The organism is Pseudomonas sp. H3_E04 (assembly GCF_054668915.1).
Window position 1 is genome coordinate 4,990,502 of record NZ_CP162797.1, and the last position, 12,112, is coordinate 5,002,613.

At 59.8% G+C, this 12,112-nt stretch carries 9 protein-coding genes and 2 tRNA genes; 7 read left to right on the plus strand and 4 right to left on the minus strand.

All coding sequences use genetic code 11. The features are described 5' to 3' along the window. Window positions 1-22 precede the first annotated feature (22 nt). The 7 genes from hfq to AB4N53_RS22505 all read left to right on the plus strand — a co-directional run bounded on the left by hfq (window position 23) and on the right by AB4N53_RS22505 (window position 8,654). Window positions 23-289 (plus strand): RNA chaperone Hfq, encoded by a 267-nt coding sequence (gene hfq / locus AB4N53_RS22475; RefSeq protein WP_016771947.1) that lies wholly within the window; start codon window positions 23-25, stop codon window positions 287-289. A 12-nt stretch (window positions 290-301) separates the two neighbouring features. Continuing rightward, window positions 302-1,603 carry a ribosome rescue GTPase HflX gene (hflX, locus tag AB4N53_RS22480; protein ID WP_042607805.1) on the plus strand — a complete coding sequence of 434 codons (1,302 nt, stop codon included), beginning with the start codon at window positions 302-304 and terminating at the stop codon, window positions 1,601-1,603. Between the two features lie 96 nt (window positions 1,604-1,699). Further along, window positions 1,700-2,866 (plus strand): FtsH protease activity modulator HflK, encoded by a 1,167-nt coding sequence (gene hflK, locus AB4N53_RS22485; protein ID WP_434767539.1) that lies wholly within the window; start codon window positions 1,700-1,702, stop codon window positions 2,864-2,866. Continuing rightward, window positions 2,866-3,735: a protease modulator HflC gene (gene hflC, locus AB4N53_RS22490; protein WP_016771945.1), complete on the plus strand. Its 870-nt coding sequence runs from the start codon at window positions 2,866-2,868 to the stop codon at window positions 3,733-3,735. The genes hflK and hflC overlap by 1 nt, the downstream gene beginning before the upstream one ends. 313 nt (window positions 3,736-4,048) lie before the next feature. Next, window positions 4,049-5,236: an ATP phosphoribosyltransferase regulatory subunit gene (locus AB4N53_RS22495; RefSeq protein WP_016771944.1), complete on the plus strand. Its 1,188-nt coding sequence runs from the start codon at window positions 4,049-4,051 to the stop codon at window positions 5,234-5,236. Between the two features lie 54 nt (window positions 5,237-5,290). Then, on the plus strand, window positions 5,291-6,580 hold the full coding sequence (locus AB4N53_RS22500) for an adenylosuccinate synthase (RefSeq protein WP_016771943.1): 1,290 nt from the start codon (window positions 5,291-5,293) through the stop codon (window positions 6,578-6,580). Window positions 6,581-6,719: 139 nt separating this feature from the next. Continuing rightward, a complete protein-coding gene (locus AB4N53_RS22505; protein WP_460123415.1) occupies window positions 6,720-8,654 on the plus strand; it encodes a methyl-accepting chemotaxis protein in 1,935 nt (644 codons plus the stop codon). 91 nt (window positions 8,655-8,745) lie between these two features. On the opposite strand, the gene AB4N53_RS22510 is transcribed toward AB4N53_RS22505, so the two are convergent. From AB4N53_RS22510 to AB4N53_RS22525, 4 genes are all read right to left on the minus strand, one after another. Next, window positions 8,746-10,311, minus strand: coding sequence for an ABC transporter permease (locus tag AB4N53_RS22510; protein ID WP_460123418.1), 1,566 nt, complete (start codon window positions 10,309-10,311; stop codon window positions 8,746-8,748). Next, the gene (locus tag AB4N53_RS22515) at window positions 10,311-11,321 is read right to left on the minus strand and encodes an extracellular solute-binding protein (protein WP_460123421.1); all 1,011 of its coding nucleotides are present in this window, start codon (window positions 11,319-11,321) and stop codon (window positions 10,311-10,313) included. Before AB4N53_RS22515 ends, AB4N53_RS22510 begins: the two co-directional genes overlap by 1 nt. Before the next feature lie 314 nt (window positions 11,322-11,635). Beyond that, a tRNA-Leu gene (locus AB4N53_RS22520) sits at window positions 11,636-11,722 on the minus strand. A 180-nt stretch (window positions 11,723-11,902) separates the two neighbouring features. Then, a tRNA-Leu gene (locus tag AB4N53_RS22525) sits at window positions 11,903-11,989 on the minus strand. Between the last annotated feature and the right edge of the window lie 123 nt (window positions 11,990-12,112).

A 12,112-nucleotide genomic window follows, 5' to 3' on the forward strand; every position in this document is an offset into this window, starting at 1 on the left:
AATCCTTAAAGGAGTGCGGCACATGTCAAAAGGGCATTCGCTACAAGACCCTTACCTGAACACTTTACGTAAAGAGAAAGTCGGGGTTTCCATCTACCTGGTCAACGGTATCAAGCTGCAAGGGACGATCGAGTCGTTCGACCAGTTCGTGATCCTGCTGAAAAACACCGTAAGCCAGATGGTCTACAAACACGCTATCTCGACCGTCGTGCCGGTTCGTCCAATTCGTCTGCCTAGCGCAACCGAAAACGAACAGGGCGATGCCGATGCAGCGCCGGGTAACGCCTGATAGGAGTCTCCTTTGTTCTTTGAGCGCCACGGTGGTGGTGAACGAGTCATCCTCGTTCACTTGGATGGACAGGACCCTGAGGCGCGCGAAGATCCGCAGGAGTTTCAGGAGTTGGCAAATTCGGCTGGCGCCGAGACCGTTGCGTTTTTTAACGTGCCGCGTCATCGGCCAACCGCCAAATATCTGATCGGCAGCGGCAAGGTCGAGGAACTGCGCGACCTGGTCAAGGCTGAAGAAGCCGATCTGGTGATTTTCAATCACATCCTCACGCCCAGTCAGGAGCGCAACCTCGAACGTGTTTTCGAGTGTCGCGTGATCGACCGCACAGGGCTGATTCTCGATATTTTCGCTCAGCGCGCACGTACCCATGAGGGCAAGCTACAGGTCGAACTGGCCCAGCTTGACCACATGAGCACGCGGCTGGTTCGCGGCTGGACTCACCTTGAGCGTCAGGGTGGCGGTATCGGTATGCGCGGTCCGGGTGAAACCCAGCTGGAAACCGACCGCCGTCTGCTGCGGGTCCGCCTGCGCCAGATCAAGGGGCGGCTGGAGAAGGTGCGCAGTCAGCGCGAGCAGTCGCGCCGCGGCCGGTCCCGTGCGGACATTCCTACCGTTTCGCTGGTCGGCTACACCAACGCCGGCAAATCGACACTCTTCAACAACGTGACGAAATCCGACGTGTATGCGGCCGACCAACTGTTCGCCACGCTCGACCCGACCCTGCGCCGGCTGGAGCTTGACGACCTCGGTCCGATCGTCCTGGCCGACACCGTGGGCTTCATTCGTCACCTGCCACACAAGCTGGTCGAGGCATTTCGGTCTACGCTCGAAGAGTCGAGCAATTCCGACCTGTTGTTGCACGTGATCGATGCGGCCGAACCGGATCGCATGTTGCAGATCGAGCAGGTGATGGTGGTGCTGGGCGAGATTGGTGCCCAGGACTTGCCGATCCTCGAGGTCTATAACAAACTCGATTTGCTCGAAGGTGTCGAGCCGCAGATCCAGCGCGATGCCGATGGCAAGCCGCAACGGGTCTGGCTCTCGGCACGTGATGGCAGCGGTCTGGAACTGCTTGAACAGGCCATCGCCGAGTTGCTCGGCAGTGATCTGTTCGTCGGCACCTTGCGCTTGCCGCAACGATTCGCTCGACTGCGTGCGCAGTTCTTCGAACTCGGTGCGGTGCAGAAAGAAGAATACGATGAAGAAGGTGTCAGCCTGCTGGCCGTTCGTTTGCCCCGGATCGAGCTGAATCGATTGGTAAGCCGCGAAGGATTGCAGCCGATGGAATTCATCGAGCAACACACTTTGCAATAAAAGCCTGACAAAGCGGTTGTGCCGCAACGGCAGGCATTCTGTAGCATTGGTCGGCGCGCCGTGGGTGCGTCTTTGCTTTATCAGATGGAGAGCGCTATGGCTTGGAATGAGCCGGGTGGCAACTCGAATAATCAGGATCCCTGGGGTGGCAAGCGCCGCAATAACGGCGACCGCAAGGGCCCACCGGATCTCGACGAGGCCTTCCGAAAGCTGCAGGAAAGCCTGAACGGGTTGTTCGGTGGTGGTAAGAAACGCGGTGATGACGGCAGCGGTCCGGGCAGGAGCAGTGGCGGCTTCGGCGGTCTGCTCGGCATCGGCCTGGTGGTGCTGGCGGCCGTCTGGCTGTACAGCGCGGTCTATGTTGTGGATGAGCAGGAGCAAGCCGTGGTGCTGCGCTTCGGCAAGTACTACGAGACAGTCGGCCCGGGCCTGAACATCTACTTCCCGCCGATCGACAAGAAGTACATGGAGAACGTGACGCGTGAGCGTGCGTACACCAAGCAGGGCCAGATGCTGACTGAAGACGAGAACATCGTCGAAGTGCCGCTGACCGTGCAGTACAAGATCAGCAACCTGCAGGACTTCGTGCTGAACGTCGATCAGCCGGAAATCAGCCTGCAGCACGCGACCGAAAGTGCGCTGCGTCACGTGGTCGGTTCCACCGCCATGGACCAGGTGCTGACCGAAGGTCGTGAATTGATGGCCAGCGAAATCAAGGAGCGTCTGCAACGTTTCCTCGATACCTATCGCACCGGTATCACCGTCACCCAGGTCAACGTACAGAGCGCTGCGGCACCGCGTGAAGTACAGGAAGCCTTCGATGACGTGATCCGCGCACGTGAAGACGAGCAGCGTTCGCGCAACCAGGCCGAGACCTACGCCAATGGCGTGGTGCCGGAAGCCCGTGGTCAGGCCCAGCGCATCATCGAAGATGCCAATGGTTACCGCGACGAGACCATCTCGCGCGCCAAGGGTGAGGCCGATCGCTTCACCAAGCTGGTCGCCGAGTATCGCAAGGCACCTGAAGTCACCCGCGAGCGTCTGTACCTAGACACCATGCAGGAAGTCTTCAGCAACACCAGCAAGGTTCTCGTGACCGGCAACAAGAACGGCCAGAGCAATCTGCTCTACCTGCCGTTGGACAAAATGATCCAGAACAGTTCGGGTAATGCACCGGTGACCGGTTCGGCCGCCAGCAACAACACGGACGTCACGCCGCATGTCACTGACGTGCCGCAGACGCGTACAAGGGAGACCCGCTGATGAGCAATAAATCGCTGATCGCCCTGATCGTTGGCGTCGTCGTGGTACTGGTGGGCTGGAATTGCTTCTACATCGTCGCTCAGACCGAGCGCGCGGTGCTGCTGCAATTCGGTCGTGTGGTTCAGGCCGATGTCCAGCCGGGTTTGCATGTGAAAGTGCCTTACGTCAACCAGGTGCGCAAATTCGATGCGCGTCTGTTGACGCTGGATGCACCGACGCAGCGCTTCCTGACCCTGGAAAAGAAAGCCGTGATGGTCGATGCCTACGCCAAGTGGCGGGTGAAAGATGCCGAGCGCTTCTACACCGCGACTTCGGGTCTGAAGCAGATCGCCGACGAGCGTCTGTCCCGTCGTCTGGAATCCGGTCTGCGTGACCAGTTCGGCAAGCGCACCCTGCACGAAGTGGTGTCGGGTGAACGTGATGCGCTGATGGCTGACATCACTGCATCGCTGAACAAGATGGCGGAAAAAGAGCTGGGTATCGAAGTGGTCGATGTCCGGGTCAAGGCGATCGATCTGCCGAAAGAAGTGAACCGCAGTGTGTTCGAGCGTATGAGCACCGAGCGTGAGCGTGAAGCTCGCGAGCACCGCGCCAAGGGTAACGAGCTGGCCGAAGGCATCCGTGCCGATGCCGACCGTCAACGCCGCGTGCTGCTGGCCGAAGCCTATCGTGAATCCGAAGAGGTTCGCGGTGACGGTGACGCCCAGGCTGCTGCGATCTACTCCAAGGCCTACGGTCAGGATCAGGAGTTCTACGGTTTCTACCGTAGCCTGCGTGCCTACCGTGAAAGCTTCGCGAATAAATCCGACGTCCTGGTCCTCGACCCAAGCAGCGACTTCTTCCGTTACCTGGAAAAAGCCAAACCTTGATACGACGTTGACCTGAATCATTCCGCCCGGCGGCTAAAACCTCGGGCGGGGTGATCCTTTCGGAAAACGTGTGTATGATGCGGCAGCCGGGAAATTCCCGGCTTTTTTGCGTCTGCACGTTTGATTGCTGTTTTTGTTGCAGGCATCGGGTTTGAACGGCCCGAGCGTTTTTCGAGGAAAGTGATGGGCGAAGCCGCCAGCCGGCCTTTCGCTGCGTCGTTCATGCGCGTGCGTTTTGAACGCCTCGGTCATTTTCTGCTTCACTCAAGGCTCGCCCTCGTGCTGGCCGCCCGGATCAAAGGGGAATGGCGTAATGGCAACGGTAGACCGCTGGCTGCTGCCAGATGGCATCGAAGAAGTACTGCCACCGGAGGCTGCGCGCATTGAAGTTGCGCGTCGCCAGGTGTTGGATCTGTTCCAGAGCTGGGGTTACGAGTTTGTCGTGACTCCCCATATCGAGTACCTGGAATCCCTGCTGACCGGCGCGGGCCAGGACCTGGATCTGCGTACCTTCAAGGTCATCGACCCGCAATCGGGCCGGCAGATGGGGTTCCGTGCCGATATCACGCCGCAGGTTGCGCGCATCGACGCACACACCCTGCGTCGCGAAGGCCCGAGTCGTCTGTGCTACGCCGGCAGTGTTCTGCACGCCCAGCCGCGTGCATTGTCGTCCTCGCGCAGTCCGATCCAGCTGGGCGCCGAGCTGTACGGCGATGCCAGCCCGAGCAGCGACGTCGAAGTCATCAGTCTGATGCTGGCCATGCTGCAACTGGCCGATGTGCCGGATGTGCACATGGACCTCGGGCATGTCGGCATCTACCGTGGTCTGGCCCGTGCCGCCGGTCTGTCCGGTGAAGTCGAGCAACAGTTGTTCGATGCCCTGCAGCGCAAGGCCATCGATGAAGTAATTACTTTGACCGAAGGCCTGCCGGCTGATCTTTCCGGCATGCTGCGCGCACTGGTTGATCTGTGCGGCGGCCGTGAAGTGTTGAGTGCTGCCCGCGAGCGACTGGCCAATGCGCCGGCGCCGGTTCTGGCAGCGCTGGAAGATCTGCTGGCGATTGCCGAGCGTCTTTCCGTGCGTTTCCCGCAGTTGCCGCTGTATTTCGATCTTGGCGAGCTGCGCGGCTACCACTACCACACCGGTGTGGTGTTCGCGGTGTTCGTGCCCGGCGTTGGCCAGTCCATCGCTCAGGGTGGTCGTTACGACGACATCGGCGCCGATTTCGGTCGCGCCCGTCCGGCGACTGGTTTCTCTACCGATTTGAAAACCCTGGTGACCCTGGGGCGTGCTGAGATCGAGCTACCGTCTGGCGGTATCTGGATGCCTGACAGTACGGATGCGGCACTCTGGCAGCAGGTTTGCCAGTTGCGCAGTGAGGGTCAGCGTGTCGTTCAGGCCTTGCCTGGACAACCTTTGGCCGCCGCCCGTGATGCGGACTGCGACCGGCAATTGATTCAGCAGAACGGGCTTTGGCAAGTATCGCCACTGGCTTCTTGAGTTTTCCTGCCGGCCTTCGCCGGCACCAAGTTTGCGCGAATGAGGACAAGTGTTATGGGTAAGAATGTCGTAGTCCTGGGCACCCAGTGGGGTGATGAGGGCAAAGGCAAGATCGTTGATCTGCTGACCGAACATGCTGCCGCCGTAGTGCGCTACCAGGGTGGCCACAACGCGGGTCACACACTGGTGATCGACGGCGAGAAAACCGTCTTGCACCTGATTCCGTCGGGCGTGCTGCGCGAAGGCGTGCAATGCCTGATCGGCAACGGCGTGGTGGTTGCACCTGACGCCCTGCTGCGCGAGATCACCAAGCTGGAAGAGAAAGGCGTACCGGTGCGCGAGCGCCTGCGTATCAGCCCGTCCTGCCCGCTGATCCTGTCCTTCCACGTTGCGCTGGACCAGGCCCGTGAAAAGGCCCGTGGCGAGCTGAAGATCGGTACTACCGGTCGCGGCATCGGCCCGGCTTACGAAGACAAGGTTGCCCGTCGTGGCCTGCGTGTCGGCGACCTGCTGAACATGCCGCGCTTCGAAGACAAACTGCGTGAACTGGTGGATTACCACAACTTCATGCTGGTCGGTTACTACAAAGAGCCAGCCATCGAATTCGAAAAGACCCTGGCCGAGTGCAAGGAATACGCTGAGCTGCTCAAGCCGCTGATGCTCGACGTGACTGCCGAGCTGCACGACCTGCGTCGCGCCGGCAAAGACATCATGTTCGAAGGCGCGCAAGGTTCGTTGCTGGACATCGACCACGGCACCTACCCGTACGTGACCAGCTCCAACACCACCGCTGGTGGTGTGGCGACCGGTTCGGGCGTTGGCCCGATGTTCCTCGATTACATCCTGGGCATCACCAAGGCCTACACCACGCGCGTGGGTTCCGGCCCGTTCCCGACCGAGCTGTTTGACGAAGTCGGCGCCCACCTGGCCAAACAGGGTCACGAGTTCGGCGCTACTACCGGCCGTGCCCGTCGTTGCGGCTGGTTCGACGCCGTCATCCTGCGTCGCGCTATCGATGTGAACAGCATCTCGGGTATCTGCCTGACCAAGCTGGACGTACTCGACGGTCTGGAAACCATCAACATCTGCGTTGGCTACAAAGACGCGCAGGGCAATGCCGTTGCTCCGACTGATGCTGATAGCTACGTCGGCCTGCAGCCGGTGTACGAAGAAGTGCCGGGCTGGAGCGAATCGACCGTGGGTGCCAAGACCCTGGAAGAACTGCCGGCCAATGCTCGTGCCTACATCAAGCGCGTTGAAGAATTGATCGGTGCGCCGATCGACATTATTTCGACGGGCCCGGACCGCAACGAAACCATCGTTCTGCGTCATCCGTTTGCCTGATAAGTCGTTGATGTAAAAAACAAAGGCCCCTTAATCGGGGCCTTTGTCGTTTATGCCTGTTGGACGGCATGACCTTTGCTGTGAATCTGTCTACAAGAGTGCCAACAAATTAATGGCGTCAGAAGTAGAGGGATTTAAAGTGTCAGCCGTTCTCTCACTGTTACAAAGCCGTTTGTTGCGGCCGGTGTTCGTTACCCTTGGTATCGCCCTTTTGGTGCAGGTGTTGGTGGCGGTTGCCCTGACGCGGAGCACGGTCACGGCGCTGGAAGCCGATCTGGCTGTGCGCCTGGGTGCCGACAGCCAGAAGCTCTCCGGTGAACTGGAGCAGGCCGGACGTGAAGTCACTTCCAGTCTGGATGCGCTTTCCGCTAGCACTCGTCAGCGCCTGACGACCGGCCTTTCTGCGCGCCTTAAGGATGAGCAGGCGCAATTGCGCGCCACGCTGGAAAAGGATCTCAAAGATTCCGCCAACGACATGGCGCAGTTGCTTGCCTCGGTAGCGCCGCGTGCCATGTGGGACAGCGACGTGCCGACGCTCTCGGAGTTCGCTCGTCGCGCCCAGCGCAATCCCAATGTGCTGTTCGTGGTGTATGACGACGCCACTGGCCAGCATCTGACCCGTTATCTCAACCGTGAAAACCCGATCAACAAGGCCTTGCTGGAAAAAGGTCAGGGCGAGCGTGCGCTGGACAAGGTGCTGGATGCGGCGAAAAACGATCCTTCGGTTTACTACCTTGAAGCCTCGATCAATCCTAACGGCGTGGAAATCGGCAAGGTGCTGATGGGCGTGTCAACGGCCTCGGTGGAAACCGATCTGGCCGAGCTCGACAAGCGCTTTCTGGCGCTGATTGCCAGCAGCGATCAACTGGTCGGCGACAGCCTCAAAGGCGCGGCGGCGGACAGTGCCAAAGCGATGCAGGCGCGTCTGCAATCGGCGCAGGGCACCGCTGGCGAGATGAAAGCCAACACCGCACAAACCGTCCAAGAGGCGGCTGCGACACTGCGCTGGCGCATCGGCCTCGGCTTGGCGCTGGTCGGTTGCGGCGTGCTGCTGTTGCTGGCTGTGGTGCTCGGTCATCGGGTGGTCAATCGCCTGAAAATGCTCAATGCGGCGATGGACGATCTGGCAGCGGGCGAGGGCGATCTGACCAAGCGTGTGCAGATCAACAGCAAGGATGAAATCGGCGACATGGCCTCGGCGGTCAATCGCTTCGTCGACAAGTTGCAGCCGATCGTGCGCGAGGCGGGCGATGTCGCTCAGCGCACGGGCGTGGAAATTGGCGCGATGACTTTGCGCAATGCCGGCGCCGATGCGGCCGCCGGGATGCAGCGTGATGAGGTCGCAGAAAGCCTGCGTGCGCTCTCGCAAATGGCTGACGAAGCTCAATCGGAAAGTCATGCCATGCAAGCGGCACTCAAACAAGTCGTGGAAATCCGGCAGGCCACCGATGAAAACACGCGTACTTCAGCCAAGGTTGGCGGGCTGATCGAAGCGCTGGCCGGGCAGGTCGATACCGGAGCGAAAGTCATCGAGCGACTGGCGCAGCAGAGCGAACAGATTGAGGTGGTGCTGACGGTGATTCACGGCATCGCCGAACAAACCAACCTGCTGGCATTGAACGCAGCGATCGAGGCGGCGCGGGCCGGTGAGACCGGGCGCGGATTCGCCGTGGTGGCGGATGAAGTGCGTGCCCTGGCAAGCAAAACGCAAAGCTCCACCGGCGATATTCAGGCGCACATTGTTGCGCTGCAACAGGGCGCACGTGAGGCGGTCGAAGCGATTGGTCAGGCCGGACGGCAGGCCAGCGAAGGTTTGCTGGTGTTGCGCGACAGTGCGCGGTTGCAGCAGTCGGTGCAGGCTTCGGTTGAGCAGGTGCACGCGGCGATCGGTCTGGCCACGCAAGCAGCAGCGCATCAGGCGCAGGGCGCGCAGGCGGTGCGTGGGCGGGTCGAGACGATTCATGCGCAGGCCGAGAAAGCGGCTCAGGCGGTGGTGGAGACCACGGCCAGTGGCAAGGTGCTGGATGGTCTGGCTGCGCAATTGAAAGCCAGCCTGGGGCAGTTCCGGGCTTGATGTTATCCGGGCTGGCCTCTTCGCGAGCAGGCTCGCTCCCACATGGAAAACCCGATTCAATGTGGGAGCGAGCCTGCTCGCGAAAACGGTATCAGCGGCTCAGATACATCCGTGTCGTCAGCAGATAAACCGGCAAACCCGAGACCACGATCAACAACGCCGCATAAGGTGCCGCTGCCGCAAACTCGACATTCGCCGTGTGCGCCCAGACCTCGGTCGCCAATGTATTAAGTCCAGTCGGACTGAGCAGCAACGTCGCCGTCAATTCCTTCATCGCATCGAGAAACACCAGCGCAAACGCCGCGCCCAATGCCGGGAAAATGATCGGCAAGGTCACCCGGCAAAACGCCGTGAACGACGATGCGCCCAAGGTCCGCGCCGCTTCTTCCAACTGCGGCGCAGCCTTGTTCAGCGCGGTACGGATCGGCGCTTGCGCCAGTGGCAGAAACAGCAGCGCATAGGCGATCAGCAGCAAGCCCGACGTCTGATACAGCGCCGGCACGTAATGCAGGGCGAAATACACCAGCGTCAACGCAATCACCAGCCCCGGTAGCGCGTGCAGTAGATAAGGCAAGCGTTCGGCCCAGATTGCCAACCGGCCTTTATAGCGCACCACCAGTAGCCCGACCGGCACTGCCAAAACCAGGCACAACGCCGCGCCGCCCAACGACAATGCCAGCGATGACAGCAGCGCCTCGCTGATCGCCGCGATCGGAAAGGCTGCTGATGAGCCGACCGCCAGCCAATAAGCCAACATCCCCAGTGGGATGCCGCTACCAATAATCGCCAGCAACAGGCAATACAACTGACCAAACGCCGCCCACGGTCCAAGCTTTACCTGTTCAGCCTGTCGCGCCGCGCCCTGGCCGGTGCGCACATGCCGGCCCTTGCCGCGCACGCGCAACTCCAGCCACAACAACAGCAGGCACAGCGCCAGCAACACCGCCGAAAGCATCGCGGCATTGGCGTTGCTGAATTCCAATTCGAATTGCTGGTAAATCGCCGTGGTGAAGGTTTGCAGGCCGATGATCGACAGCGCACCAAACTCCACCAGCATGTGCAGGGCAATCAGCAGCGAACCGGCCAGCAGCGAGGGCCACAGCAGTGGCAGGGCGACGCGGAAAAATACGCCCCAGCGATTCTGTCCCAGTGTGCGGGCGGATTCTTCGAGGGACGGATCGAGATTGCGCAGGGTGGCAGCAACCGGCAGGAAGATCAGCGGATATTTCGACAGGCTCATCACCAGAATCGCCCCGCCGAGGCCTTCGAATTGCGCACTCAGCGACACCCAGGTAAAGCTGCTGACAAACGCCGGCACCGCAAACGGCAGGCACAGGATTACGCCCCACAGGCGTCGGCCCGGCAGATTACTGCGTTCCAGCAACCACGCCAGCGACAGGCCGATCACGCCACAGGTGATCGTCACGCCGACCATCAGTGCCAAGGTGTTGCGCAGTAGGCCAAACACATACGGGCGCCACAACAGGTGCAGCGCCTCGGCCCATCCCGCCTGCCAGGCTTTCACCCCGACATAGGCCAATGGCAGCAGGCTCATGACCACCAGTAACAATACCGGCAGCACCAGCCAGATCGACGGACGTTTGCGCCTTGGTACATAGCCCCCGCGCGCGGCGGGGGCCGATAACGATGCTGCCATCAGTTCAGGCCAACTTCGCGTTCCAGTTCCAGCGCTTCTTCAGCATTGCCCAGATCCGCCGGAGTGACATTCGGCGCTTCCAGTTCGCTGAACGGCTTGAGGCCACGATCCGATTCCATGCCTTTGTGCAGCGGGTATTCGGCGGTGGTCTGAGTGATCACGCGCTGACCTTCTTCGCTGGCCATGAAGGCGAGGAATTGCTGGGCTTCTTTTGGATGTTTGCTGGATTTGAGCACGGCAGCGCTGGATACGGTGATCAGGCCGCCAGCGTCGCCGCCGGTGAAATAATGCAACTTGGAGTCGAGCTTGCCTTTCTCGCGCTGCAGGGCAAACCAGTAGTAATTGTTCACCAGCACCGTGGCGACTTCGCCGTTCTCCACGGCTTTGAGGGCGACCATGTTGTTGCTGTAGGTCTTGCCGAACGCGCGCAGACCGGTGAGCCATTCTTCGGCAGCGTCACGACCGTGCAGTTTGATGATCGCTACGGCCTGTTCCTGGAAGGCGCCGCTGGTCGGGACGAAACCGACTTTGCCTTGCCATTGCGGCTCGGAGAATTCCATCACCGATTTCGGCAGATCTTTTTCGTCGATCAGTTTGGGGTTGAACGCGACCACGCGTACGCGGGCGGTAACGCCGATCCACGTGCCATTGGCGGCGACGTATTTTTCCGGCAGAACCGCCAGTATGGCGTCATCGGCCTTGGCCAGCAGGCCCTGTTCGCCGAGGTTGTTCAGCGGCGGCGACTCTTCGGTGTAGATCACGTCGGCGGGGGAGCGATCGCCTTCTTCGATGATCTGGCTGGCGAGCTGGTTGCTGCTACCTTTGCGCACGTTGACGTGGATGCCGGTCTTGGCTTCAAAGGCCTTGGCAATCGCGTCGCCGACTTCCTTGTGCTGGCCGTTGTAGAGAGTCAGGGAAACCGCATCGGCAGCCTGGGTGAGGGGAGTGGCGAGCGCCAGGCCGAGGAGGGTGAAGGTCAGGCCTCGGCGCAGGGTATTTCGAAACGTCATTCGCAGGGTTCCTCACTGTCGCATTGCAAAAACTTGCAACAATGATAAACGATATTGTTTCTCAAGTGCGCCTTATGGGGCGACTGGTGATTGTGTAGGAGCTGCCGAAGGCTCGGGCCGCGTTCGGACGATCTTTTTGATCTTGCTGTTAAACGGTAGGGGGTCAAAAGCAAGATCAAAAGATCGCAGCCTCGTTGCACTCGTCAGCTCCTACACGCTCCTACAAGACCTGCGGAAATTCAGGAAGCCAGAAACGCAAAAACCCGCTTTCGCGGGTTTTTGTGAAATCCAAGGCCTGAACCTTGAATTTGAATTGGTGCCCAGAAGAAGACTCGAACTTCCACGACCGTAAGGTCACCAGCACCTGAAGCTGGCGTGTCTACCAATTTCACCATCTGGGCAATCATCGCAAGCGTTGCCGCTGTTGATGTGGCGCACTATACGGAGGCCTTTTTGATCTGTAAACCCCTGATTTGGTTTTAATAAATCAGTGTGAACAAAAGCTTTCCCGCAAATGCAAAAAACCCGCTTTCGCGGGTTTTGTGTGAGTCTTGAAACTGATCTAGTCTCAAACTCGAAATTGGTGCCCAGGAGAAGACTCGAACTTCCACGACCGTAAGGTCACCAGCACCTGAAGCTGGCGTGTCTACCAATTTCACCACCTGGGCATCATCGAAAGCGCTTGTGCGTCGTCGATGGCGCGCACTATACGGAGCGCCTTTTTAACTGTAAACCCCTGCCGCAGAAAAAACTGAATTTTTTTACCAGTGGCGTTCAAAACGGTATCGGAG

Bases quoted from the DNA above. Each gene is read 5' to 3' on its own strand.
- hfq (WP_016771947.1), top strand. From the start codon at position 23: ATGTCAAAAGGGCATTCGCTACAAGACCCTTACCTGAACACTTTACGT.
- hflK (WP_434767539.1), top strand. From the start codon at position 1,700: ATGGCTTGGAATGAGCCGGGTGGCAACTCGAATAATCAGGATCCCTGG.
- hflC (WP_016771945.1), top strand. From the start codon at position 2,866: ATGAGCAATAAATCGCTGATCGCCCTGATCGTTGGCGTCGTCGTGGTA.
- AB4N53_RS22495 (WP_016771944.1), top strand. From the start codon at position 4,049: ATGGCAACGGTAGACCGCTGGCTGCTGCCAGATGGCATCGAAGAAGTA.
- AB4N53_RS22500 (WP_016771943.1), top strand. From the start codon at position 5,291: ATGGGTAAGAATGTCGTAGTCCTGGGCACCCAGTGGGGTGATGAGGGC.
- AB4N53_RS22510 (WP_460123418.1), bottom strand. From the start codon at position 10,311: ATGGCAGCATCGTTATCGGCCCCCGCCGCGCGCGGGGGCTATGTACCA.
- AB4N53_RS22515 (WP_460123421.1), bottom strand. From the start codon at position 11,321: ATGACGTTTCGAAATACCCTGCGCCGAGGCCTGACCTTCACCCTCCTC.